Genomic DNA, 24,588 nt, shown 5'->3' with positions numbered 1-24,588 from the left:
GCGCCGTTTTCAGGGGAATAACATGTCTACTATCAACGATGTATCACGGTTAGCTGGGGTATCGAAAGCCACAGTTTCCCGGGTGTTGAGCGGGTCACGCGGCGTGAAAGAAGCCAGCCGGCTGGCGGTGCTGAAGGCGGTCGGGGAGCTGAATTACCGGCCTAACGTCATCGCTCAATCGCTATTCAGCCAGACTACCCACTGCATCGGCGTTATCTGTGCCCAGGAAAACGTCAATCAGATCACCGCCTGGCTTTTTGCGCTGGAAAAGCAGCTGCGCCAGCATCAGAAACATCTGCTGTTGCGCTTTGCCCGCAGCAAAAGTGAGGTTCTGACCGCGCTGGACGAGCTGAGCTGTGGCCTGTGCGATGATGTGCTGATCTTCGGCGCGCGCTTTCCCCTTAATATCGATGATGAACATGTCATTCTGGTCGACTGCGCCGATGCCGAAGGGCCGAACAGTATTCAGTTCGACCACGCTTTTGCTGCTGAGACGGCCTGCAATTTTCTGATTAATCAGGGCCGCCGTCAGATCGCCTTAATTCAGCCTGACAACGGGGGCAGCACAGAGAAAGTGTTACTGGGCTACAAGCTGGCGCTGGAAAATAACCTTCTGCCCTTCAACCGCAACCTGGTGATTACCGAGGCGATCTCCTCATCGGTGGCAATTCAGATGCTGCTGAATAATGCCAGCAGCCGCAGTTTTAATGCGCTGCTGGTGGCTGACGAACAGGAAGCGCAAAATACGATGGCCCAGCTACAGGGGTTTAATAAAGCGGTGCCACAGGACGTGATGGTATTCAGCCTGGCGGGATCGGTTAATTTGCCGGGATTACCCACCATCCCGGCCATTGAATATTCACTCGATCTGCTGGCATCACGCATCGTCAGCTGGTTAACCGCCACTACCCAGCAGATGCTGGGTAGTTCGGTGTTACGCGGCGATTTAATTATTCCTGACTGGCGGCAGCGTTAACCAACGCTGCGTGGCCGGTTAGCAGACCTCACTCTGCTGGCTTTGCAAAAAATGATAGGTTGCGCCTAGCATGCCGGAGTCATTGCCGTAGGTGGCGGTATCAATGCGAATATCGAGCGGGTACTTTTTTAGCTGGTCGGCGAGTTCATCGAGGAAGGCTTCACGTTCGGTTATGCCGCCGCCGATAAAAATAGTCTGCGGATCAAACACGCTGAACAGGTTATATAAACCGGCGGCAAGATGCTGGTAAAAGGTATCAACCACCTTTTGTGCCAGTTCATCCCCCTGATCAAAAGCGTCGAACACGTCTTTACCGCTGATATCATCGGCGGGCTGGCCGCTAAGCTGGCTATAATTTTCACGCAGTGCGGTCATGGTGCAACTCTGGGCCAGGGTATGGGGTTCGATGTTGCTGTCAGTTGGACGCGACGTTAGCAGGCAGCCAAACTCACCGGCACGATTGCGCCCTCCGCGAATCAACGCACCGTTACAAAAGGCCGCGCCACCTAATCCGGTGCCAATAGTTAACATCAGAAAATCATTGAGCTTCTTTGCTTTACCCAGCCAGCGCTCCGCCAGTAAAGCACAGTGCGCATCATTTTCCACCGTAGCGGGCAGCGATGTTTTTTCGGTCAGCCACTGGCTCAGCGGGAACCGATCAAAGTCGGAAACTGTGCCGCCCATCGCGATATAGCCGCTGTCCGGATCGATATACCCCGGCGTGCTGACCGCAATCCCGCTGCATGAGGGATTTTCCTTCAGCCACGCGATAATCTGATCCAAAATTTTATCGCGATCGTTGTGAGAAATATCAGTACTGTCACTGGTCTGAATTTTTCCCTGATCGTCAATCACGCCCATTTTTAAAGAGGTACCGCCAATATCGAAGGCTGCAATATTCATTCGCTGTCTCTGAGGTTATTGTCGTCGATATAATTGTAGCGTTGAAATTTAACCGTAAGCGGCGACGGGCGGGCGATAGTGTCAGGAAAAGTCCGGAATTATAAAGATAATACCGGCGGCCCGGCGCGGTCAGCATCGACTTACCGGAAATCAGCAGCAGGCGGGGGAAGTAAAAACAAGCATTTAGGTTAGCAATAACAGGCGGTGAGGCCTGGTTCCGAAACGGCTAAGCGTGAGAGAGTGGATCCCGCTGCCGTGCCACAGGCAACCGCACGACATTGGGATCCGGCTCAGGCGGACGGGGTCACCACTTACGCAGCAGGATGCTGGCATTTACCCCGCCGAATCCAAAGCCGTTCGACATGGCATAGGTCAGATCCATCGGGCGGGCGTTCAGCGCCACCAGATTGAGATTGCCTGCCGCTTCATCGGGATGATGCAGGTTGAGCGTAGGCGGAACGCACTGATGACGCAGCGCAAGCAGGGTAAATATCGCCTCTAACCCGCCCGCCGCGCCCAGCAGATGCCCGGTTGCTGATTTAGTCGAGGTAATGGCTACCGGTGAATCGTCGCCAAACACCGCGCGAATTGCCGCGAGCTCACCGCGGTCGCCAACCTGCGTTGAGGTGGCGTGAGCGTTGATGTGCTGCACCGCTTCCGGGCCAATCCCGGCCTGGCGCAGGGCCAGTCTCATCGCCCGCGCCGCGCCGCTGCCATTTTCCGGGCTGGCGGTCAGGTGATAAGCATCAGCACTGGTCCCGTAACCAACCAGTTCTGCCAGTGGCGTAGCACCGCGCGCTTCGGCATGCGCCAGCGACTCAATTACCAGCAGGCCCGCGCCTTCAGCCATCACGAAACCGTTGCGGTCGCGATCAAACGGCCGCGAGGCGTGATGCGGATCATCGGCAAAGCCCACCGACAGCGCACGTGCGGCCGCAAAGCAGCCCAGCGTCACCCGATCCAGCGCTGCCTCCGTGCCACCGCAAATAGCAATATCCGCTTCGCCACTTCTGATCAGTCGGGCGGCATCACCGATCGCCTGCACGCCTGCTGCACAGGCGGTGACGGGTGCGCCGAGCGGCCCGGTAAATCCATGTTTGATTGAGACATGACCCGCCGCCATATTGGCGAGGAAGGAAGGGGCGGTGAAAGGGGAAAGCCGGCGCGGACCGCGAGCGTCAGTGGTACGCACCGCGTCCGCAATGGCACCAAAGCCGCCTACGCCTGAGGCGATAATGGTGGCGGTGCGTTCGCGCGCGGCCTCATCTGCCGGCTGAGGATGCCAGCCCGCCTGCTGCAGCGCTTCGTCCGCCGCCAGCAGCGCAAACTCGATAAAGCGCGCCATTTTTTTGCGTTCTTTAGGCAGAATCAAGGCTTCAGGATCGTACCCTGCCAGCGGATCTTCATCGACCGTTGGGACGCTACCGCCAACCGAAATACCGGTGCCGGCACTCATCTCGTCGGACAGGCCACGAATTCCCGACTGACCTTGAGTTAAACGTTGCCAGACCGTCTCCACGCCGCAGCCGAGCGGCGAGACGATGCCCATACCGGTAATGACGATGCGTTCAGACGCCGCTGAATGACTCATGTGTTTCCTCCGGTGGTCAGTCTGTGCAGTGGCAATTCATCTGCTACAGACGCGTGAGTTTAATCAATGCACGCTTTCAACCTTAGCGTGGATGAGGCAACCCTGCGCACCTGGCGTAGGGTTGTCAGCAGGCCATCAGGCTTAACGGGAAGAAAACCGGTGAGCGTAACGACAGCAATGACCTGATCGGCCGATCAAAGTCATCGCTATCTTTGATCAAGTGACCGATTTAGTCAATGGTCACAGTTCAGGGTGCCAGGCTGCGCAATACCAGCGCCGCCAGCTGAACGGAGGCTGCTTCCGCCTCATCAAGGTTGTACTGCAGCTGCACCGGGCTGGCATAAGGTTTAATCACCCGATAGATCGCTTCTGCCGCGTCATCGGCCGGGGTTTTACGTTCAAATTCGCCTGCCTCTCTGCCCTGACGCAGTATTTGATGAATCAGGTTCAGCAGCCGCTCTTCATGCGCCTGGGCCGAAGGCCAGCCATCGCGCGAGGCCACCGCGGCGATGTCATACAGCTTACGATCGTGAAAAAACAGCTCGGTGCCGGTCACTGACAGAGTCCGGAACAGGCGGCGGAATTGTTCAGCGGCGCTGGGCGCGTCGGCCAGCGCCGCTTCCACCCGCTGCATAATCATTGCCAGCCGGCTGGCGCAAATTACCTCGCCAATAGCCTGTTTAGACTCAAAAAATTTGTAAATATAGGCTTTGGAGAAGCCAATTGCCCGGGCAAGGTCAGCAACGGTGGTTTTTTCATAGCCGTAATGGGCAAAGTGCTGCATCGCGGCGTCAACGATCTGATCGCGCACGTTATGCCCGGCAGGGCCGCGGTTGCCGGCATCGGTAAGCTGGTCTGACATTTTCACCGCCTGGTAAGTAAAGTGGCTTATTCAGTGACCACTGATTTAGATGGTCACATTTTAAGTGTTTTAACCGGCAAAAGCCATGATTCGCGCTGGATGGTGATGACCGATGCGGGTAGCCTGCAGCCTGCCCCGACGGTGCGGCAGGCTACTGGCGCAGGCTGTCAATCGGGATGTTCCACTGGTTCAGCTTGTTGTAGAGCGCGGTGCGTGAAATTCCCAGCAGCTTAGCGGACTGCCGCAGATTACCGCCCTGGGCGCGAATGGTCTGTAAGATGCAGGCCCGCTCATTATCCTGCAGCAGGCTGGCTGGTTCTGCGGCGACCGGTGAGGCGCTGGCAATAAATTCGGCTGGCAGATCGGTTAGCCCGATGGTGCTGCTCTGGCAGAGGTTAACGATCCGCTCGACCAGATTTTCCAGCTCACGGACGTTGCCAGGCCAGTGCCAGGCCTGCAGGCAGCGCATCGCCTCTGGCGTCACCTGCGGCGGCAGTTTGTTCAGTCGCTGACAGAGCGCGCTGATAAAGGTATTGACCAGATCGGGGATGTCGCTTCGACGATCCCGTAAGGCCGGAATGGTCAGCGAAATGACATTGAGACGATAGAACAGGTCACGCCGGAATGCCCCCTGCTCCACCGCGCTCTGCAGGTCACAATGGGTGGCCGCCACGATGCGCACATCCACCTTTACCGGATGCGCAGCTCCGATGCGCAGCACCTCATTCTCCTGCAGCACGCGCAGCAGGCTGGTCTGCGCCTCCAGCGGCATTTCGCCAATCTCATCAAGGAACAGGGTGCCGCCATCGGCCAGCTCAAACTTTCCGGCCGATCCACCCCGTCGCGAGCCGGTAAAAGCGCCGTCAACGTAGCCGAACAGCTCGCTCTGCACCAGATCGCGCGGCAGCGCGCCACAGTTGACCGCAACAAATGACTCCTGCGACCGGCTGCTGGCGTTATGAATCGCCTGAGCAAACAGCTCCTTACCGGTGCCGCTTTCGCCGGTCAGCAGCACGGTGCTGTCGCTGCGGCTACTGGCTCGCGCATGCTGTATCGCCTGTTGCAGAGTGGGCGCATTGCCACGGATCATCTCAAAGGTATAGCTGGCGCTGACCCCGAGCACCCGCCGGGTGATCGCCCGAATCCGCTGGTTTTCGCGCAGCGATAAAATACGTCCACCATCCGGCGCTGGCATCAGTGATACCAGGCAGGAGACGCTGCGTCTGCCATCCGGGCGAAACACCATCTCGCGATCGTTACAGCAAGGAAGGGTGAGCAGCGAGCCAGATTGCGGCTGTAGCAGCTGGTCGATCGGCGCATCGTCCGTCGCCATGCCGGCAAAAATCTGACGGGCGTAACGATTCAGGGTTTTGATGCGGCCGTCGCGATCGCAGACCACCACGCCTTCATTCAGGGTTTCCAGAATCGACTGCTGCTCAGCCAGCAGGCGGCGCAGGGTCAGTTGCTGCCCAATCGCTTCGGCCGCCGCCTGCACCGTGCCCAGGGTGTGAACGTTGAAACTGTCAGGCGTTGCCGTCAGCGTCAGGACGCCGATCATCCGCCCGCTGGCATCACGAATCGGTGCCGCCGCGCACTGCTGGTTACGCGCACGAAGGGCCATCTTCCAGTTCTCTCCGCTCAGTACATAGACCAGCCGCTGTTCGCGTAAACAGCGTGCGGTGCAGTTGGTGCCCAGCACCTCTTCACGCAGGATGCTGCCGACCGGCGTCAGATCGCTGCCACAAAAGCTCAGCACCACGCCCTGTGCATCAGTCAGGTTGATGTGACCATCCGGATTGTAGGCCAGCAGGTTCTCCATCACGCTGTGCGCCACCGCAATCAGTTCACTGTTCTGGCTGAGAATAACGGCCACCTCGTCGGCATCGGGCGCGCTGTAGCTGAACCGGGTCGGATCGATGCCGCGTTGCCGGGAGCGTGTCCAGGATTGCAGGATGCTACTGCGGATCCAGTGCGGCTGTTCGCCCGCCACAAAAGCCTGCCATCCCTGTGCGAGTAGCTGTTCCCAGCGTGCCGCATCGCTGCCTTCAGGCAGGCTGAAAATGGCGTCGCTCTCTTCTTTATTCGGCAATAAATCGTGCAGCGTGGGCATTTCTGCCTCCGGGTCAGGATGAAATGTCCATTTTAATGACATGTTAAGTTGACATGTAAATTTTATTTTCATCCGGCCGCGGTTATCTGAGAGGTCGTTCACATAAAACCCGGTTTTAAAACTGGCACCTGTTTTGCAATCTTCAGACTAACGCTCACCGGAAAAAATTAACGGGAAAGTTAAGCTGTTATGCGTAAACATAATCTGAAATTGTTGCTGTTTATCTGTTCCATCGCCTCGCTCAGCGGGGTGATCCTCGGCTATGACGCCTCAGTTATTTCCGGGGTGATTGAGCCACTAACCGAACATCTGTCCCTGTCGCCGTGGCAAAGCGGTTGGGCTGTTTCAAACGTGATCCTCGGTTGCGTCGTGGGTGCCTGGAGCGTTGGCGCACTTTCTGACAGGATCGGCCGCAAGCCGACGCTGGTGATCACCGCGCTGCTATTTACGCTGTCAGCGGTAGGTTCAGCGCTGGCGGATACCCTGACCCAGTTCGTGCTTTACCGGCTGGTTGGCGGACTGGCCGTCGGCATGGCTTCAGCGATTACGCCGCTCTATATTGCTGAGGTTTCACCGAAAGACTGGCGCGGTCGGATGCTGGGTCTGCAGCAGATGCTGATGGTTGGCGGGCAGGTCACGGTTTATGTGGTCAACTATCTGATCGCCCGCGGCATGTCTCACAGCTGGATCGTCAGCGAAGGCTGGCGCTGGATGCTGGCGTCCGGCGTGGTGCCTTGCCTGCTGTTCCTGGCGCTGGTGCCGTTCATGCCGGAATCGCCGCGCTGGTTAGCGTTGAACGGGAAACGCGATCGCGCGCTGGCGGTGCTGACCCGTTTGTCTACGCCACAGCATGCGGCCCGCCTGCTGGCAGAGATCAGCGCTTCCGCTGCCGATCAGCGTGACGGCGGTGCCCGGCCCGCGTTACTGCGTGACGCCCGGGCGCGCTACATCCTGCTGATTGGTTGCGCCATCGCCATCCTGCAGCAGATCTCCGGCATTAATATTCTGCTCTATTACGCACCGTCACTGCTGCAGAACATCTCCTCCGATACGCAAACCTCGCTGTTCCACAGCATTTTCCTCGGGGTTGCGCTGCTGGCCGGGGTGGCCTTCTGTCTTAACGCCGTCGATCGCTGGGGACGTACCCGCCTGCTGCGCTGGGGGGCGCTGGGCTGTGCCGTCTGCCTGATGGTGACTTCGTGGGCCTTTATTTCGCAGACTGGCGGGCTGCTGCCGGTGATCGGACTGGTGGCGTTCGTGCTGATTTTCGGCATGTCATGGAGCCTTGGCGCCTGGTTGCTGATCTCGGAAATTTTTCCCAACCGGATCCGCGCCGTCGCCATGGGATACGCCTTCTCATCGATGTATCTGGCTAACTTCATTGTCACCCAGAGTTTCCCGATGATGAATCGCAGCAGCCTGCTGATGGACCATTTTCACGGCGCGTTTCCGCTGATGCTGTGCGCCGTTGGCTGTCTGGTGGCCTTCTGGTTTGTGCAGCGTTTCCTGCCGGAAACCCGCGGCGTCTCACTGGAGCACATCGAGCCGCTGATGTTATCGAAATCCCGTCGCTTTGCCGCTGAGGCACAGCAGACATCCGGACCCTCTATCCAGCCTGACTGGGCAAACAATAAATAAACAGGAGTTGTTATGAATCATAAAACTGTGCGTGTGGGATTGATCGGCGCAGGCCGAATGGGCAGTTTTCATGCGGAGAATCTGGCGCTGCGGGTGCCCGGTGCCCGACTGACCGCCGTGGCGGATCTGCAGCCTGGTGCCGCGCAGCGGCTGGCGGATCGGCTGGGGGTTGAGAAGGCCTATACCGACCTGCAGGCATTACTCAACGACAGTGAGATTGATGCGGTGGCGATTGCGACGCCGGCCCGTACCCATGCTGAGCTGGTGATTGCCGCCGCGCAGGCCGGTAAGCATGTGTTCTGTGAAAAACCGATGGCGGTGACACTGGAGGAAGCTGACCGGGCAATTGCTGCAGCGAAAACGGCGGGCGTGGTGTTACAGGTCGGCTTTAACCGCCGCTTCAGTGCCGGCTTTGCCGCCGCCATCAGCGCAGTCAAAGCCGGTGAAAACGGCACTACCCAGCTAAGCCGCTCGGTGACCCGCGACCCCGCCTTACGCGATCCGGCCCCGATCCCGCAGTGGACCATCTTCCTGGAAACGCTGATCCACGACTTTGACACCCTGCTGCATTTCAACCCTGGTGCCCGACCGGTTGAAGTTTATGCGCTGGCGGATGCGCTGGTCCGGCCTGATTTCAAAGATAAGGGGCTGCTGGATACCTCAGTGGTGACCATCCGTTTCGATAACGGAGCGATTGCCACCGCCGAAGCTAATTTCCAGGCAGTCTACGGTTATGACGTGCGCGGCGAAGTGTTTGGCAGTAAAGGCATGCTGCAGGCCGGTAATTTCAATCAGGATAACTGTGTTCGTTATCACGCCGACGGTATTGCAATAGCAACCTCAAGGATGGATACCGACCTGCTGCGTGACGCCTACGTGGCGGAAATGACCGAGTTTGCGCATTGCATCCTGCACGGTGAGACGCCACGCGCCACCGGCATTGATGCCCGCAATGCGCTGGAGATCGCCCTGGCCTGCATTGAGTCGGTGCAGCAGCGCAAGCCTGTCTTGCTGGGAGCACGCTAATGGCTGGTTATCAGTTATCCGTCTGTGCCGAAATGGTGTTTCTCGATTTGCCGTTTATCCGCCGGGTTGAGCGTATTCATGCACTGGGATTTGGGGTCGAGATCTGGAACTGGGCCAACAAGGATATCGATGCGCTGGTGGCGACCGGCGCGCGTTTCACCTCGATGACCGGCTATCTGAGCGGCAACCTGACGGATGAGGATCAAATCGAGCCGCTGCTGCAAAGTGCCGAAGCATCGCTGGCGGTTGCGGAACGGCTTAACTGCCCGAGCCTGAATCTGCACGGCACCGGACTGGATGAGAATGGCCAGGCGATCAGGCCGGTGGAGAGGGTGACCGGGGCGATGTGGCTTAAAGCGGCGGATACGCTGCGCCGCCTCGCCGCGCTCGGTGAGCGGGCCGGACGCGTCTTTACCCTGGAAAACCTCAATCTGGCGGTTGACCATCCGGGCACTCCCTTTGCCCGCGCGGCGGATACGCTGGCGCTGGTTGAGGCGGTCAACAGTCCGGCACTGAAGATGAATCTGGATCTCTATCACGCCCAGATTGGCGAAGGCAATCTGATTGAGCTGATCCGCCGCTGTGGTCCGGCAATCGGTGAAATACAGGTTGCGGATGTGCCGGGACGGATGCAGCCGGGCACCGGCGAAATCAACTATCGGGCGATAGCCCGCGCGCTGGAGCAGGCCGGCTATCGCGGCGTCGTGGCGCTGGAAGGCTGGGCGGCCGGCGACAGCGAACAGGCACTGGCGGAGTTCCGCGATCATTTCACCGTGTTGTAATCACCTCCCCGTCGGGTATTTGTCTGTTGCCCGACGGACTTATGACAATAAAAAACCCTACAGGATAACACCATGAAAACCAGACTAATCGCGTTGTTTCTCGGCATGCTGATCAGCGTGTCGGCCGCTGCTAAAACGCCCAAAATCGGCGTGGCGCTGGCAAACTTTGACCTTAATTTTGTTTCGATCCTGCGTACTCAAATGGTTGGGGAAATCAGCGCACTGAAGATGGATGGGCAGTTCGTTGATGCCAAAGGCGATGTTGCGCTGCAGGTACAACAGGTTGAGGATTTCATTAACCAGGGTGTGGATGCCATAATTCTCAACCCGGTGGATACCCAGGGCGTGTTACCGATGATTAAAGCGGCCCAGTCAGCAGGCATTCCATTGGTGTTTGTTAACCGCAAGCCGGAAGTTAAGCTGCCGGAAAATATGGCTTATGTCGGCTCAGATTCTGCGCTGGGCGGTGAAATGCAGATGGAAGCGCTGGCAAAGAGGATGAACTATCGCGGTAACGTCGCCATCCTGATGGGCGCGCTGTCGAACGAAGAGGCGCGGGAACGCACGCGGGCAGTGGAAGCGGTAATCGCAAAGTATAAGCAGATGGCGGTTATTGAAAAGCAGACTGCGCGCTGGCAGCGTAATGAAGCAGTGGATGTGGTGTCTGGCTGGTTGCTCAACCAGCGCCCGATTGATGCGATTGCCGCCAATAACGATGAAATGGCCATCGGGGCGATTATGGCGCTGAATCAGGCTAAAAACAGCCACATTCTGGTGGCGGGCATTGATGGTACGCCGGATGGTCAGCAGTTCGTCAAAACCGGCAAAATGGCGCTGACCATTTTTCAGGATGCAAAAGGGCAGGCGACCGGGGCGGTAAAAGTGGCGAAGGCGCTGCTGGATAAGCAGAAAGTGGATGAGATTAACTGGGTCCCCTATAAAACCATTACCCACGATAATTACGCAGAATTTGCGGCGGCCAACGCGCTGTAACATTGAGCGTGATTGGGCTTATATATTTATATCATAGGCGCCAGGTATATTCAGATATTGCCTGGCGCATCGGTAAATATTACTGGAGGCTTAATCAGATAAACCTGCGGTTTAATATAAACCGTGTGACGCTGAAAATAGCAACCTAAGGCCAGCAGGGTTCAATTATTGATATAAGAGAAAATGTGCTTCCCGACCGTTACCTCTTTGACAGGCTGGGTTATCCGTCAGGTCAAAATAGTTGCACACCGCTGATCTGTTTGTTTTGTCAAAATGTGAAACTGCACTCTTCAATAAGGATTTTAATCCTGACAGCATACAGGAATAAAAAAGCCGCTTAGCAGCGGCTGAAAGATTTTTATAAGATAACAGGTTGAAATAAATAAGCTTACCCGGCAGTGTGCCGGGTGGATGTTAATCGTACAGTTTAAAACCGTTCACAATGTCAGCTAAGCACTGCTGATCTTTTTCGGTCAGCATGGATGGCTTCGACAGGGTTAAGATCAGCAGATCTTCCATGTTCAACGTAAAAATGGCCTGTGTCTGATACTGGCGAATGTTATCAGGACGCAGGAAATCATACTTTATAAGTACACCCTCTGCCAGATTGTCACCCAGCGCAATCGGCTTGTATGCCGCCTGCTGCCAGTCTTTAACCTGCTTTTTTAAAATAACAAGCTGGCTTTCAATATACTCTTCGATACTGTTGTGATGGCCCAATACATCACGCGAAAGAGTAATTGGCGGCAGGGCAGAACGCTTATCGACAAAGGTATTAATTGTACGTTCACTGTATCCCTCAGGTAACGTAATCATACCTTCACTAAACTTACATATCTGATTTTTCATTTTTCGTTTCCATATGGTGTTCATTTTCTGTGCGCAAAAATAACTGTTCGGCAGTGATTTCGCTGATTTTACCGTTGTTTAGCATAACGATTCTGTCTGCGCTGCGGATGGTTTCCGGGCGATGCGCAATAATGATGCGTGTAGTGTTCATACGCTTAATCGCGTTATTGATTTGTGTTTCGTTATAAATATCCAGATGACTGGTGGCTTCATCGAGTACCAGGATTTGCGGTTCACGATAGAGTGCTCTGGCAAGCAAAATACGTTGCAACTGACCGCCAGAGAGAAAAGATCCCATATCGCCGACCAGACTTTGATAATTCATCGGCATTTTCATAATATCGCCATGAATCTGCGCCAGACGTGCCACGCGAGTAATTTTGGCCTGGTCGGGTTCATTATCAAAAAAGCTGATATTTTCACTAATCGATCCAGAAAAGAGTATATCGTCCTGCATCACACAGCCAATACGGTTGCGGTGATTCTGCAACCCGGTCTGTTTGATATCCATGCCGCCAACGGTGATGACGCCACTCTCCGGATGTAATAAACCGAGAATAATTTTCGCCAGCGTGGTTTTACCCTGACCCGATGGGCCAACTATGGCCACGCTTTCACCTGCTTTAATCGTGAGGCTGATATCGTCAATCACCCAGGGTTCAGTCGGTGCATAGCGGAAGCAAATATTTTCGAGCACCAGATCCGGAGCGGAGTGGGGTTCGTCGCGGTGACCGCTCAAATCAGGGCTGACTTCTGCAGTGGGTTCGGTCTCAGATAAGACGATGTCAGCCAGACGTTCTCCATGCATACGCAGCATACGGAAATCAATAATCGCATTGATTAAACCTGCACCACGACTCATAAACTGATCGGAAAAGCTGATAAACGCGGTGAGCATACCGGCAGAAAAGTTACCATCCAGCACCTGTAACGCTGCCAGCCATACCAGTACCACCCGACCTACCGAGGTCAGTATTCCCTGCGCCGAACCAAACAGGATATTGAGCTTCTGCATCACGATCCCTTTATTGGTACTCTCCACCAAAAAATTCATGTAGGCGGCAAGACGTGGGACCTGTTTATTGTTGGTTTTTACCGCCTGGATACCGCGCAGCGTTTCCAGCAGCGACGACTGGGTGCGCGCTGAGCTGATGATCTGCTCCTCATTTGCGCGCCGCACCGGATCGTAGGCGAGGAAGCGCAACAGGCCGTAAGCAATAAAGAGCGCGATGACCAGCCACGCCAGTTTGGCGTTATAGATAAACAGCATCATGACGGTGACAATCGACATCACACCATCCAGTACGGTACTGATGAAACGTGAAGTCAGCGTGCTTTGAATGGTGTTGAGTGAACCGTAGCGTGACAAAATATCGCCGACGTGACGTGACTCAAACCAGTCAAGCGGCAGCTTCAGCATATGCTGGCAGACATTAATGGTCCATTGCACACTGAGCTGACTTGAGAACCAGCTCATCACCCAGGAGCGGAGTGCAGTAATCATAGTCTGGAAGACAGCAATCATGATGAAGCCAACCCCCAGCAGGGTTAACAGCGAATAGTCGGCGGATACCAGTACCATATCCATTACCCACTGCATAAAAAACGGGGATAATACGCCGAACAACTCCAGCGCTATCGACAGGATCAGTACCTGAGCGAACGCAGACTTGACACCCGTTACGCTGCCGACCAACTTCATCATTGAGATGCTGGCTTTTTCCTCTTTCACTTCAAAGGTCGAAGAGGGAATAAGCTCCAGTGCGACGCCGGTAAATGCGTTTGAGGCTTCTTTAAAGGTCAGTACCCGAATACCGCGTGCGGGATCGTGCAGGGTGATCTTATTGCCGCGGACTTTTTTAAGCACGACAAAATGGTTCAGCTCCCAGTGCAGAATGCAGGGCATACGCAGTTTCGACAGCTCTTCAAGATCAACGCGCAGCGCACGTGAACTCATATTTAGCCGTTGTGCCATCGCAATGACATCGGCAAGCGTGGCACCTTTAAGCGAGGTTGCAAACTGTCTGCGCAGGGTGATCATATCGATCTCATGCCCATGATAGTTAGCAACCATGCCCAGGCAAGCCAGTCCACATTCGGTCGCTTGTGACTGACGGATCATCGGCAGACGGTTAAACCATCTGAAATTAAGCTTATCTTTTAACAACACAGCACAGACCTTTTAATCAGAGCGAAATTTTGTGGCCGAGCGCGAATAACGGCTCCAGGACCCACTCGTACAGGCGACGTTTGTCGACAATAAAATCGGCGTCGAGCGCCATACCGGGTTTAAGGGATTCATTTTGTTGATAGGCCTGGATAGTTTGCTTATCCAATGCCACCAGCACCCGGTATTGTTGTTCCTGGATGTTGTTTTTCCCGGTTAATATGGTGACTTCTTGCGGGGTGAGGGCGGTGCGTGAAACTTCGAGCACTTTGCCGTATTGCTGACCAAACTTTTGATAGGGGAAAGCTTTATAGCGGAGCACGACGCGTTGTCCGGGCTGAATAAAACCGATCGATTGGGTATTTACCATGACGCGAGCGACCAGCTCACTGTCACTGGGCAAAATGGCAATTGCCGACTGCCCTGCATTCAGCATTTGACCGTTCTTGATCATAATCATGCCGATATAACCGCTTTTCGGTGCCCGTAATTCAAAAGAGCGCCGGGCTTCGTTTTCAACCAGCGACTGCCGATTATCCGCCAGCTGTCGCTCAATATCGTTGCGCTTTTTCGCTTCATCGAGCGGCTTTTCATTCAGTTGCTGCTGCGTCTGAAGGATTTTCTGAGCAATATCCAGCAGCTGTCGTTGATATTCCTGATAGCGCGCCTGACTGTCGAGCAGTGCCGACTCCTGCTCTTCCATTTGACGATTAGAGGCGTAGCCCTGGTTATGCATGGCATTCAACTTAGTCAGCTGCAATCGCGCCAGCTCGACCTGTTTTTTACGATGCGTTAACTGAAGACGCAGTTGCTCCTGCTGTAATTTAAGACTATTGACGGTCTCTTTTAGCCCCTGCATTTCCACTTCATGCAACTTGCCAAGGGTCGCGAGATCCTGTTCCAGACGTTTACGCTGCGCAGCCAGGTTTTCTGCAACCACCTGACGCGTCTGACCAAATTGAGTCGAGACTTCTGATGACAACACCATCAACACATCGCCTTTCTCGACACGCTGACCCTCTTTAACCGGAATATCGATAACCGTTGCGCTTACCGGTGGGGGAATAATCAGCATGCCGTTTTTTGGCAACAACTCGCCGGTAGAGGATTCATATTTGGTATAACTGCCAAAAATAAAAAAAAGCGTGGTGGCGGCAGTAATAATTATCACGATGGAAATAACCAGCCATCGGTACGGCGGACAATAAAGGGCGACGGTGCCCAGACTGCCGCGATTAGCCGCATCAAGAGCTTCCTGGCGAAAAAGTGACTGTTCCATTTAACTGTTCATCGTAAGTGAGGGGATTAACGGCACTGAAAAAAATTCAGCATCTCGATTGATAACGATCCGGTGCTTTGCGCCAGGTTTAGCAGTGCGTTGAGGTAGTTAAACCGTGCCTCAGCCTGGTCTTTCAGCGCACTGTAATATTTTTGCTGGGCGTCCATTTCATCATTAACCGTTCGGAAGCCCATCTCGCGACCATATTTAACCGAGACGACTTTCTCCCGCGCCGATGAAACCGCATTTGTTTCCGCGTCGATAAGCGCTTTACCATTGGTAAGACTGAGCCAGGCAGAGCGAGTTTCCTGAATGGCTTTGCGTTGTGCTTCTATGGTGCTGAACCTTGACGCTTCGCGACGGTATGACGCTTCAAAAGATTGGGACAATTGACTGCCGCCGGCAAACAGCGGAACGGAGACGTTTACCCCATATTGCAGGTTATTACTTTTTGAATTTGTTCCGAAAATAGCGTCATAGAGGAAGTTTTGGTCATTATCATTCCGGCTCCAGTTGGTGCCATAGCTGGCATACAGCGACACCACCGGCATATGAGCGGCATCGGCGGCCAATACATCCGCATCCGCCTGATCGTGCTGGAACATCGCAACCTTTATATCAGTGTTACGCTGCTGACTGGCACTGATCGCTTCGGATAATGTTGAATAGGGGATGGCGTTAAGACACTGGAAATTAACCGGTTCCAGGGTGTCAGGATTAATACCTGATAAGCGACGCACCGCTTCTCCTGCCAGCAGCAGTTGATTGCTGGCCTCAATCTGTTTGGCCTGAGCAATGGCATAGTTCGCCTTCGCCTCATCCACTTCGGTACGGGTGTTTTGCCCGTTGTTTAAACCGGCCTGCAGCTTTGCCATTTGCTGTTTAAAGTTGTGACTTGCCGCCTGTGCTGCCTGCAGAACTTCCTGCTGATACAGCACGGTAAAATAAGCATTGGCTACCGTACCCAGCAGTTTTTCTTCAGCCTGACGTGCCTGTGCTTCGGCGGTATTGGCAATAGCAACGCCTTTACGCCATCCTGCATATTTACTCATATCAAACAGCGGTTGCCTGACGCGAACATCATAATTATGCGAAGTAACACCGCTCTGGTATTTCTTATCAGGCTGTTCCTGACGATCCCAGCTGCCCTCAAGCGTGAGCGTTGGTAACATTCCTGACATTCCCTGCCAGTATTTTTGTTTATCTGCCTCACTGGTTTGCTGGCTGGCCTGTAGTGCGGAGTCGTAATTCAATGCGGCTTGCGCAGCTTGCTGTAAGTTTGTTGCATGTGTATAAGCTGGCATACACATAAACATCAGCACGAGTCTGTTTACGTTATGAGTTTTCATTTTATTCGCTGTTTCATACATTAAAAATGCCTGGGTTAAATTAATTCCTGGGCAAAAACATATTTTATTAATTCTGTATTAGACTGCAGATGTAGCTTTCGCATTGCATTATATTTTTGCGTTGCAATAGTGCTGACGCTGCGCTTACGTATTTTGGCGATATCCATCAGGCTGTAACCCATAGCAAATAATCGGACGATCTCATTTTCTGACGGTGATAAAAGGCTGTTCGTTGTGCCGATAATTATCTCCTGTGCCAGGTATTTCATTTTCTCTGAATAATATATTCCTTTGTTGGCTGAAGATATCCAGTGAAAAGCCTCAATCAGTTGCTTGCAATCATCACGTTTATTCACAATGCCTGCGACAGGGATTTGCAATAATTTATTCAACATGGAAGGGCTGTTCTGACCGGTGAAAATGATGATGTTAAGATCAGGTAGTTGCTTATGTATTTCCTCAATTATTTTTACACCATTTAAGTCATAACGTTCAAAGCTAAAGCTGAAGTCGGTAATCAATATATCAGGTGTGGTATCCTTAAGTTTGACTAGCAGGTCTTCTTTATTAACAGGAAGGGCCTGGATTTCGTGCTGAAAGAACCCCGTTGATAAAATGGACTGAACTGCGTAAAAAATGAATGGGCTCTCATCAGATACACCAATCCGTAGCGTATTTTTGGTTTGGTTAAAGTCCACTGACAAATCCTTTGATCAGTTAGAATTGAATAAAGCAGGCTCTGACGAGCCTTGCTTGTGTTTACTGATAACTTATTGTGTAAGTTGCTACTGCATTGGCACTTCCCGGACTTACTGTCTCAGCAGTCTGATAGTAACGTGCATATAACGGCACGCTGACTAAAGCCGTTGATAAAGGATAAGAAGCAACATTAAAGGGCGACGCTAATGCGATCGGTTGCTGGTTTTCGTTCAGTATCTGAACACCGACGCCGCTGGCGGATGAGCTTGAATTCAGGCTTAGAACACCCAAATCCGATAAACCGCTCACCGCATCGCCATCGAACTGCATCAATACATCAAACGTACCTGATAACAACGATTCACAATTTAGCTGAATATTAAACGGAACAGCATCGCTGGTCTGTCCAACCCCGGCCCCTAATCCACTGCTTTTACTGGTCGAATAACTGCCTAACGGCACCACCTGATTCACATTACTGGCGACGGAACAGGTTTCATCTTTTATGGTGATAGCATTATTTCGCAGGTTAGTTGCTACATAGTTTTCATCACTGCCAATCACCGCAGAGCCGATCTGAAACAGGTTAAGGGTGGTACGCGTTACCGGTTTTAAATCAGAAGACGTGCGCACAATTTTAAAAGGAACGTCCAGAGTAAACTCAGTATAATCATTCAGAACGCCGCCGCCGGTGATACCCGCATAAGTGGTAATCATTTTCCCGGTAGCCACACTCCCGGCCTGATTTGAATATTCACCACCGTAACCCAGGTACAGTGTTAGTCCGTAGCCTAACGACCCCTCAGGCATTGCTAATCGTTTAAAATAGACTTCTGCACTCAGGTCTTCTTGATAATCGAGGAAGTTGAGGCCACATTTCACGTCAACTTTCATACTACCCTCATAGACCGTGGTACCAATAGGGATCGCTGAGGAAAGCGTAATGCCTATCGTTTTCATATCTAACGCTGTAGTCGTTAAGGGCGCCTTACAGATTAATTTGGTATCAGCCGCCGCACGCGCGCTGGTTGCGGTTAAGCCGATGATGTTAAGCGCTAAAAGAGTCAGGGCACTTATTCCGGTTATTTTCTTAACAATCATAAAAAAATTCATAATCATGCTTCCCGTTAACCCTGAGTGTCATTGTCGTTTTTGCCGTTCGAAACATAGCGAACAGGCTGATTTTGATCGCTGCTACATATCGTGGTGAGTCTGGCAAGCGTCTTAGTTTCGCTCGCTTTCACTGCACCCGACTCCAGGTTAACCAGGCAGTTATCAATCGGCGCTTTGCCCCATGAGACATGCAGACGACTAATATCTTTATTCAACCTCACATAAATTTGCCCACCCTGAGAAACGGTGGTAACCAGGTTGCCATTTTCATCATTAACCGATGCACCAAAAGGTAAAGCTTCTCCGTTAAGCTGATTAGCGCGAATCAACAGCGGCTTACCTTTACTGGTTTTATAGTCGAGTCTGACGACTGCCCCTTCAACCGGAATGACGCGTTGCTGCGTCGCTTCCATTTCGACATCAAGCGGGATACCTTTCGGATCGATTGCCAGCTCGTTTATACGGTACGGATTAAGATTCGGTACTATAGCCCGACCACTGCTATTAAGCACAATGTTGGGATAACCCAGAACCCTGGCTCCCGCGGCATCTTCAGCACTAACCACAGCATAGGTTGATGACTGATAAGCGCTGAAAGTCAGGCTATCTGGTAATACTACCAGGGCGCCGCTGGCCCCACCCGATGCTGAATAATAATTCTCGCCTTTAGTATAAGAGGCGGTTAATGTGCTGTAAGGAGAACGGTATTGTCCACTCACCGAACCTGACTTATTATTTTCAATATCGCGTGCTACGCCAACGTTATAATTGAACTGGTTTTGATCACCTGCAATCCCATTGATCGACGTTTGAGCATTAACGCCATCTTTACTATGCGTTGCACTGGCCGTTAAATAGCGTCTGTTATCGCTGCCTAAAGGGACAGAGAAATCAAGTGATAGTTGTGTATCATGTCCACCGGTTGAATATAATAATCGGTTCGCCGAGATTGTATAGGATATTTGCCCGATTAGATTGTTATAGCCGAGTTGGAATTGAGTATTGGTACCGGTATCATTCCAGTAGTTTTGAATGAAACCAGTAAGATACAGACTCCCAAATGACTCTTCAAAATTTTGGCTGGCGGTCAATGAAAAACGTTGTTTAGGACGTGAAATATAATTACCAGTACCATTTTTACCATGAATTTTATAATAGTTGTTAATTTGTAAGGCGTTATCAAAGCTGTAATAGCCGGAAGATGAGAAACGATAGGCAGCGAGGGTGAAGTTAGTATTAGTCTGAGATACTTTTTTACTGTAAGTCGCCCGATAGCTGACGCCCTGTTTTTTTTCATCTGAATAGGTTGTCTTCGCGGCCGTCATATCCAGAGAGATGGAACCAATAGGTAAGCCAAACGCGCCACCGAATAGTAGTGAGGTGTAATTATCTGAGCCTAAAATACCTGAGTAACCGGTAAAGCTATTACTGAAGCCATGCTGCAGAGTGCCCTGGTAGACTGACGGGGTATAAACCAAATTATCACGGCGTGAGACCCCGCCAGTCAGTGAATAGTAAGTCATGCCGGGGCGTTTTAAGCGTGCCATCGCTGCATAAGGTACAGAAAACCGGCTTTCACTACCGTCAGCTTCTTTAACGGTAACGTCCAGATCTCCGCCATAACCGGTCGGGTAAAGGTCAGTGATATTGAATGCACCTGGCGAGACGGTGGTTTCATAAATTTTATTACCGTTTTGACTCACGGTAACCTGAGCGTTGGTTCGCGCGACACCACGAATTTCGGGAGCATATCCGCGCTGTGAGTCTGGCCACATCTGGTCAACGGTTGAAATCTGAGCGCCGCGGAAGGAAAGGGTGTCGAAAATTTCACCACTGGTATTGCCTTCGCCCAACAGTAAACGCGATTTCAAGAGCGGGATATCACGCTGCACATAAGTGTTCATGTCATCATAACGATGATTTTCTTTTCCCTGCTGACGCCGCCAGCTGAGCGCACCATCGTGACGGAACATCCAGCCGCCAAGGTTGAAGCCGGCCAGCGCCCGGCCATAGAAAGAGTCATACTCCCGGCCGCCGTTGTAAACGGACCGATAATAGTTAGTGTTATAGTTCAGACTAAAAGCGGTTTCGCCTTTATCCCAGAACTCCGGTGCGACATAGCCCCGCGCCGATCGCAGCAGGTAGATTTGCGGAATAGAAATATCCATTTGCATATCTGCACTATTTATTGCAGCATTACTGTTCTCGATAACGTCTTCGAGAGACAAACAGTTTTTTCCGGCGCGTAATTCTTCTGCCTGCTGAGAGTTAAATACACTGTCTTTGATAGACAGGCTTTTTACCAGATCGTATGAAAGACACGCCTTAGTATCGTCTCCGTCACGTATAACGCGAACGTTATCCCTACCGATCTGGCGGCCATTAAGAAAAATGTCCAGCGTATAGATGCCAGGATCTATTGGATTGCCATTAGCATAACGCGTGACGTCAACTTTTACCCCTGCCCGGTTTTTTACAAATGATTCATCAAAGTCAACGTTGTTTTCAGCGAGTGCTGAGGTTGTTGCAGCGGTCAGAAATAGAGCTAAAAAAGAGCGACAAAAATGTTTGCCCGCTGGCTTCTTTACAGAGACTGTCCTTGCCATCATGATTACCCTAAATTATCACCATAAGAATTACTGGCTGATATGTCCTTCGACACGCCGTGCTGCGCCGAAATCATCCAGATACTGGTACTCGAACGTGGATTTTATTTGATTTACGCTGGCCCCTTTCAGGATGAAATCTTTGCTTCCACCAGGTAGCAGCATGTCACCCTTTTCACTTATTACTTTATGACCAGCAGTGTCTTCTGCCGTAATTTGTGCCACATTAATGTGGTAGGGTGAGTTATTGAATGCCGTTAACTGATTACTTTTATTACCTTTGCGCCATATAAGACCAGATGCTGCTGTTTCCGCACCTTTATAATCCAGCGTGGCTGGACGATAAAAAAGTTTAATACGACTTCTGATAGCCATTTGCAGTTGGTTTTTATCGGCAAAACTTTTATCGCGAGGAGGAATGTCCAGTACATTGAGCCAGAACAACGACTCTTTATCAGAAGGGAAGGTAGTGCCAGTAACAACGATACGTAATGTTTGTCCTTTATTTGCTTCCATTCGGAATACCGGGGGCAGCAAAACAAAGGGAACGTCAATTTTATCCAGCGGTTGATTAGGATCGCCATTATCTATCCATGCCTGAACCAGAGCTGGACGTTCACTGCGATTATCCAGTCGTACCGTTACCTCTTTTTCAGAAGCAGGGTAGATAATACGGGTGCCTGTAATTGTCACACTGGCGAGAGCTGGCATTGAAAAAACGCAAGCAATCATCAGTGAGGCGATGAAGTTAACACTTTTTTTTTTCATAAATGGCTGAGTTTTTAAGAGAGGGGGAGAAAAAAGGTGGGGAAGTTAACTCCCCACCCGAATCAATTAGAGGTAATTGATTGAATAGGTTACTGATGAAGCAACAGTACCTGAAGTTGCTGCAGCAGTAGCAAAGTACTGAGCGGCATAAGTCAGGGTTGCCGCGCCATCAGTCAGGGCTGCAGTAAGCGGAGAAGCTGACTGCTCGGTGCTGCCAGCGTTCAGCGCAACGCTGTTATTGTCCAGCAGCTGCAGGTCGACGTTAGTTGCGCTACCAGTATTGGTCAGACGGCCGTTGGCATTAACATTAGCGCCTTGCTCAAAATAGGCAAAAACGTTACCGGTTTTAACCGCACAATCGCTCAGATCGATGTTAAAACGTGTAGCACCAGCAGTCTGACCTGCGGTTTTCAGCAGGCTTGAAGAGACCGCAGGCAGTGCCACGGTATTGGTACTTGGACCACCGTTAACACTTACGGTACAAGTCTGGCTGTTAATCTGGCCAGTAAAATTGATGGTGCCATCAGATGCTTCTGCTGCATTAACCTGCGCCGCTGCCAGTAACAGACCAAGAGAAATCAAAGATACCTTTTTCATATACTTTCCTTTGTATAAAAAATAAAAAGATGAACTGCATTAACAATGAGCAGTGACGATGACCTGCAACCACTCAAAGTAGGGTTACGGGAGAAATCATCTCGCCGTAATTAAAAAAACAGCAGGCCAAAGGCCACTGTAATGCCCAGACCAACAATGCCAAGGCCAAAGTCACGACCACTAACGGTACTGACATCAGGAACGGCATCAGGACGGATCCATTCGGTTTTTTCTTCCTGAGAAGGCGCGTTCAGGTTTTTGAAAAAGTCGAGAATCATTGAGGTTAATGAACCTCCACTGACGCAGGAAACTTCACTTGCTTTTAATTCACGCATTTTTGTACCTTATGCCGCAACGGGTTTGTTATTCAAATCAAACTGGTTTTCAGTCATTTGTGTAAACCAGGCTGACGTTGCATCCCAGCCATTCATCGCGCCATACAGAGCACCATCAACCAGACCAACTACGGCGCCGACGATTAAACCTACACCGCCAGAAATAATGCCAGCGCCAAGCACGCCACCCGCACTTCCACCACTCATTGCCCATTTCAAACCGAAAGAAGTGATGCCAGCAACAGCCCCAACAACAACTGAACCAATAAAATCAAAAAAGCCTGCACCTGAAACGTGTTGCATTTCAAAAGAAGTTAACTCTCTCACTTATCTGTCTCCCTTATTAGTTTTTAATACTTTTCCACTTGAGCTGCGCTATTAAATAAATTAATTGAGGCTATTTAAATAGTAAATCATCCATAATGAGTTTTGTTTTTAGTTTTGGTTGGTTTATTTACAATTACGTAACCTGCATGGTAATTATGTAACCTTCGCATTTCCTCTCGTCTTTATTATAGGTAAAGGGGGGCGGAGTTACGCTTTGTTAGGTGTTTAGTCCCATTTTAATTATCCGGATCCTATAGTTAATGATATCTGTTACCCGCAGGATTCTGAGGTCCCCATCTTCTTAACGTGCCACAAGATTGCCCCTTACAAGAAAATCAGCTCAATTTATAGAACCTTACTCAACTACAAATAACGATAAAGACATTGGATGAAATGGTTGGGCCATTTGACTATATAAAGGCAAATAAACAGAATAAATGGCCATTTATTTTGTTGCTACATACAATATCCTCTGTTTGGTGGTGGGATTCTTTGCCTGCTTCGGATTGCGCTTTTGAGGATAAAATTTTTTCTGAACAGGCATTAACATTGATTCCAATATTAAGGAGGAAATTAAGATGATTTTTTTTTGGTTCAGGATTTTGTGATGGAGGGTGTTTAAATTGCCACTTCGATAACATCGGTAATCATATGGGTATGTGAAAGTGAAATTTTAGGAAAAAAGTTATAACACAATAACTATATCCCTGTTTTGCGGATATATGATCTGAAAAATAAGTTTTAAGCAGTGTATGGTGTGGTTGTTTCCTTGCTTACTGGATTTTGATCCTTCCTTTTGACTGGTTTGTGGGATTGAATTTTACTGAGCTGATTTTATTATAGCGAACCCGATAATTCTCTTTTCCCAGTTTATGGGTTGGAGAACAGGTAGCGAAAAAATCGGCTCACCAGGAACAAGCAAAGATAACAGCGCAGACTGGTTTTTCTAAAATTTAAATATTGAACATGAGTTGCTTATCCCAGGCTTGTGTATCAATTGAATTGGGTTAATCGATATGTATAGAGTGAGTGAGAATCATGAGCGCATCATCGATGCATTGGCGGGTTATACCCAGATTGCTAATCCCGATGAGATATCACGGGGAAAGCGCCGCTATCATTTGACTAAAGATAACGTCCGGCGGGTCATGTTTATTCTTGATGGTGATTTTTTGATCAAGATAAAAGGTGAGAATAAAGTCCTTAACATTCTGGCTGCGCCTTCTGTTATCGGCGTTACGCCAGCGCTGGACGAGCCGCCCATATACCTCGAAAGAGTTGATTACGGTAAGGTTAGTTTTATTGATTATGAGAAATTCTGGATGCTGGTGTTTGAAAAGAACCTGTTTAACGATGCGATGTCAATTCTCTCAGGACAGTATTCTGATCTGATGAATTACATTCAACTGCCAAAGAGCAATTCTTATGATGAGGTGATTTCGTTGATTGGTCGCTGGAAAAAATTACCTCCGCACCTTAAGAAGCGCTTCTCGGCACTTTATCTGATCGAGCATAGCTCTCATCTTTCTAAGAGTTCCATCTGTCGGGTGTTAAAAGACCTGAAAGAGAAGGGAGAGCTTGAGTTGGTAAATGGTAAGTTTACCTAGCGTAATTTACT

General features: G+C 51.1%; 22 protein-coding genes. 7 read left to right on the top strand and 15 right to left on the bottom strand.

Going from position 1 to position 24,588, the window contains the following annotated elements:
- The first annotated feature begins 22 nt into the window (after positions 1-22).
- Complete coding sequence (locus tag AC6I8I_RS23730) at positions 23-976, top strand: LacI family DNA-binding transcriptional regulator (protein ID WP_497828940.1); 954 nt, start codon at positions 23-25, stop codon at positions 974-976.
- An 18-nt stretch (positions 977-994) separates the two neighbouring features.
- Here AC6I8I_RS23730 and AC6I8I_RS23725 read toward each other — a convergent pair whose 3' ends face one another.
- The 4 genes from AC6I8I_RS23725 to AC6I8I_RS23710 all read right to left on the bottom strand — a co-directional run bounded on the left by AC6I8I_RS23725 (position 995) and on the right by AC6I8I_RS23710 (position 6,442).
- Complete coding sequence (locus AC6I8I_RS23725; protein ID WP_312056226.1) at positions 995-1,879, bottom strand: ROK family protein; 885 nt, start codon at positions 1,877-1,879, stop codon at positions 995-997.
- A gap of 304 nt (positions 1,880-2,183) precedes the next feature.
- Positions 2,184-3,470 carry a beta-ketoacyl-ACP synthase II gene (gene fabF / locus AC6I8I_RS23720; protein WP_497828939.1) on the bottom strand — a complete coding sequence of 429 codons (1,287 nt, stop codon included), beginning with the start codon at positions 3,468-3,470 and terminating at the stop codon, positions 2,184-2,186.
- Between the two features lie 247 nt (positions 3,471-3,717).
- Positions 3,718-4,332: a TetR/AcrR family transcriptional regulator gene (locus AC6I8I_RS23715; protein WP_312056223.1), complete on the bottom strand. Its 615-nt coding sequence runs from the start codon at positions 4,330-4,332 to the stop codon at positions 3,718-3,720.
- A 151-nt stretch (positions 4,333-4,483) separates the two neighbouring features.
- Complete coding sequence (locus tag AC6I8I_RS23710; protein WP_312056222.1) at positions 4,484-6,442, bottom strand: sigma-54-dependent Fis family transcriptional regulator; 1,959 nt, start codon at positions 6,440-6,442, stop codon at positions 4,484-4,486.
- Between the two features lie 189 nt (positions 6,443-6,631).
- Here AC6I8I_RS23710 and AC6I8I_RS23705 point away from each other — a divergent pair, with 189 nt between their 5' ends.
- From AC6I8I_RS23705 to AC6I8I_RS23690, 4 genes are all read left to right on the top strand, one after another.
- Positions 6,632-8,080 (top strand): sugar porter family MFS transporter, encoded by a 1,449-nt coding sequence (locus AC6I8I_RS23705; protein ID WP_312056221.1) that lies wholly within the window; start codon positions 6,632-6,634, stop codon positions 8,078-8,080.
- A gap of 12 nt (positions 8,081-8,092) precedes the next feature.
- On the top strand, positions 8,093-9,106 hold the full coding sequence (locus AC6I8I_RS23700) for a Gfo/Idh/MocA family oxidoreductase (RefSeq protein ID WP_312760064.1): 1,014 nt from the start codon (positions 8,093-8,095) through the stop codon (positions 9,104-9,106).
- Positions 9,106-9,888 (top strand): TIM barrel protein, encoded by a 783-nt coding sequence (locus AC6I8I_RS23695; RefSeq protein ID WP_312760066.1) that lies wholly within the window; start codon positions 9,106-9,108, stop codon positions 9,886-9,888. Before AC6I8I_RS23700 ends, AC6I8I_RS23695 begins: the two co-directional genes overlap by 1 nt.
- A gap of 72 nt (positions 9,889-9,960) precedes the next feature.
- Positions 9,961-10,881: a substrate-binding domain-containing protein gene (locus tag AC6I8I_RS23690; RefSeq protein ID WP_497821125.1), complete on the top strand. Its 921-nt coding sequence runs from the start codon at positions 9,961-9,963 to the stop codon at positions 10,879-10,881.
- A 414-nt stretch (positions 10,882-11,295) separates the two neighbouring features.
- On the opposite strand, the gene AC6I8I_RS23685 is transcribed toward AC6I8I_RS23690, so the two are convergent.
- The 11 genes from AC6I8I_RS23685 to AC6I8I_RS23635 all read right to left on the bottom strand — a co-directional run bounded on the left by AC6I8I_RS23685 (position 11,296) and on the right by AC6I8I_RS23635 (position 22,970).
- A complete protein-coding gene (locus AC6I8I_RS23685; protein ID WP_312056215.1) occupies positions 11,296-11,730 on the bottom strand; it encodes a DcrB-related protein in 435 nt (144 codons plus the stop codon).
- Positions 11,711-13,900 (bottom strand): peptidase domain-containing ABC transporter, encoded by a 2,190-nt coding sequence (locus AC6I8I_RS23680; protein ID WP_312760070.1) that lies wholly within the window; start codon positions 13,898-13,900, stop codon positions 11,711-11,713. Before AC6I8I_RS23680 ends, AC6I8I_RS23685 begins: the two co-directional genes overlap by 20 nt.
- A 16-nt stretch (positions 13,901-13,916) precedes the next feature.
- Entirely contained in the window at positions 13,917-15,176 is a 1,260-nt protein-coding gene (locus tag AC6I8I_RS23675; RefSeq protein WP_497828938.1) for an HlyD family secretion protein, read from the bottom strand.
- 26 nt (positions 15,177-15,202) lie between these two features.
- Positions 15,203-16,525, bottom strand: coding sequence for a TolC family outer membrane protein (locus tag AC6I8I_RS23670; RefSeq protein ID WP_497828937.1), 1,323 nt, complete (start codon positions 16,523-16,525; stop codon positions 15,203-15,205).
- A 35-nt stretch (positions 16,526-16,560) separates the two neighbouring features.
- Positions 16,561-17,223: a response regulator gene (locus tag AC6I8I_RS23665; RefSeq protein WP_497821123.1), complete on the bottom strand. Its 663-nt coding sequence runs from the start codon at positions 17,221-17,223 to the stop codon at positions 16,561-16,563.
- A gap of 61 nt (positions 17,224-17,284) precedes the next feature.
- Entirely contained in the window at positions 17,285-18,343 is a 1,059-nt protein-coding gene (locus AC6I8I_RS23660) for a fimbrial protein (protein WP_497828936.1), read from the bottom strand.
- Between the two features lie 8 nt (positions 18,344-18,351).
- On the bottom strand, positions 18,352-20,946 hold the full coding sequence (locus AC6I8I_RS23655) for a fimbria/pilus outer membrane usher protein (protein WP_497828935.1): 2,595 nt from the start codon (positions 20,944-20,946) through the stop codon (positions 18,352-18,354).
- 27 nt (positions 20,947-20,973) lie between these two features.
- Positions 20,974-21,711, bottom strand: coding sequence for a fimbrial biogenesis chaperone (locus AC6I8I_RS23650; RefSeq protein ID WP_312056204.1), 738 nt, complete (start codon positions 21,709-21,711; stop codon positions 20,974-20,976).
- A gap of 66 nt (positions 21,712-21,777) precedes the next feature.
- The gene (locus AC6I8I_RS23645; protein ID WP_312056203.1) at positions 21,778-22,308 is read right to left on the bottom strand and encodes a fimbrial protein; all 531 of its coding nucleotides are present in this window, start codon (positions 22,306-22,308) and stop codon (positions 21,778-21,780) included.
- Positions 22,309-22,418: 110 nt separating this feature from the next.
- A complete protein-coding gene (locus AC6I8I_RS23640; protein ID WP_312056202.1) occupies positions 22,419-22,643 on the bottom strand; it encodes a hypothetical protein in 225 nt (74 codons plus the stop codon).
- Positions 22,644-22,652: 9 nt separating this feature from the next.
- Positions 22,653-22,970, bottom strand: a complete 318-nt coding sequence (locus tag AC6I8I_RS23635) for a hypothetical protein (RefSeq protein ID WP_312056200.1) — start codon at positions 22,968-22,970, stop codon at positions 22,653-22,655.
- A 384-nt stretch (positions 22,971-23,354) separates the two neighbouring features.
- Between AC6I8I_RS23635 and AC6I8I_RS23630 the strand changes: the two genes are divergently transcribed.
- Both AC6I8I_RS23630 and AC6I8I_RS23625 read left to right on the top strand, forming a co-directional pair.
- Positions 23,355-23,552, top strand: coding sequence for a hypothetical protein (locus AC6I8I_RS23630; protein ID WP_497828934.1), 198 nt, complete (start codon positions 23,355-23,357; stop codon positions 23,550-23,552).
- Between the two features lie 434 nt (positions 23,553-23,986).
- Complete coding sequence (locus AC6I8I_RS23625; protein WP_312056199.1) at positions 23,987-24,577, top strand: helix-turn-helix domain-containing protein; 591 nt, start codon at positions 23,987-23,989, stop codon at positions 24,575-24,577.
- Positions 24,578-24,588: the final 11 nt, after the last annotated feature.

It is taken from the genome of Pantoea sp. X-Soil-YNGN-775 (assembly GCF_059730575.1).
Note: the sequence above shows the minus strand (reverse complement) of the source record. Positions and strands in the feature narration are given on the sequence as shown.

What these genes read in the sequence shown, in the direction of transcription:
- AC6I8I_RS23685 (WP_312056215.1), bottom strand. Translation starts at nt 11,730, where the DNA reads ATGAAAAATCAGATATGTAAGTTTAGTGAAGGTATGATTACGTTACCT.
- AC6I8I_RS23725 (WP_312056226.1), bottom strand. Translation starts at nt 1,879, where the DNA reads ATGAATATTGCAGCCTTCGATATTGGCGGTACCTCTTTAAAAATGGGC.
- fabF (WP_497828939.1), bottom strand. Translation starts at nt 3,470, where the DNA reads ATGAGTCATTCAGCGGCGTCTGAACGCATCGTCATTACCGGTATGGGC.
- AC6I8I_RS23645 (WP_312056203.1), bottom strand. Translation starts at nt 22,308, where the DNA reads ATGAAAAAGGTATCTTTGATTTCTCTTGGTCTGTTACTGGCAGCGGCG.
- AC6I8I_RS23730 (WP_497828940.1), top strand. Translation starts at nt 23, where the DNA reads ATGTCTACTATCAACGATGTATCACGGTTAGCTGGGGTATCGAAAGCC.
- AC6I8I_RS23625 (WP_312056199.1), top strand. Translation starts at nt 23,987, where the DNA reads ATGTATAGAGTGAGTGAGAATCATGAGCGCATCATCGATGCATTGGCG.
- AC6I8I_RS23675 (WP_497828938.1), bottom strand. Translation starts at nt 15,176, where the DNA reads ATGGAACAGTCACTTTTTCGCCAGGAAGCTCTTGATGCGGCTAATCGC.
- AC6I8I_RS23655 (WP_497828935.1), bottom strand. Translation starts at nt 20,946, where the DNA reads ATGATGGCAAGGACAGTCTCTGTAAAGAAGCCAGCGGGCAAACATTTT.
- AC6I8I_RS23650 (WP_312056204.1), bottom strand. Translation starts at nt 21,711, where the DNA reads ATGAAAAAAAAAAGTGTTAACTTCATCGCCTCACTGATGATTGCTTGC.
- AC6I8I_RS23705 (WP_312056221.1), top strand. Translation starts at nt 6,632, where the DNA reads ATGCGTAAACATAATCTGAAATTGTTGCTGTTTATCTGTTCCATCGCC.
- AC6I8I_RS23640 (WP_312056202.1), bottom strand. Translation starts at nt 22,643, where the DNA reads ATGCGTGAATTAAAAGCAAGTGAAGTTTCCTGCGTCAGTGGAGGTTCA.
- AC6I8I_RS23660 (WP_497828936.1), bottom strand. Translation starts at nt 18,343, where the DNA reads ATGATTATGAATTTTTTTATGATTGTTAAGAAAATAACCGGAATAAGT.
- AC6I8I_RS23670 (WP_497828937.1), bottom strand. Translation starts at nt 16,525, where the DNA reads ATGAAAACTCATAACGTAAACAGACTCGTGCTGATGTTTATGTGTATG.
- AC6I8I_RS23715 (WP_312056223.1), bottom strand. Translation starts at nt 4,332, where the DNA reads ATGTCAGACCAGCTTACCGATGCCGGCAACCGCGGCCCTGCCGGGCAT.
- AC6I8I_RS23695 (WP_312760066.1), top strand. Translation starts at nt 9,106, where the DNA reads ATGGCTGGTTATCAGTTATCCGTCTGTGCCGAAATGGTGTTTCTCGAT.
- AC6I8I_RS23700 (WP_312760064.1), top strand. Translation starts at nt 8,093, where the DNA reads ATGAATCATAAAACTGTGCGTGTGGGATTGATCGGCGCAGGCCGAATG.
- AC6I8I_RS23690 (WP_497821125.1), top strand. Translation starts at nt 9,961, where the DNA reads ATGAAAACCAGACTAATCGCGTTGTTTCTCGGCATGCTGATCAGCGTG.
- AC6I8I_RS23710 (WP_312056222.1), bottom strand. Translation starts at nt 6,442, where the DNA reads ATGCCCACGCTGCACGATTTATTGCCGAATAAAGAAGAGAGCGACGCC.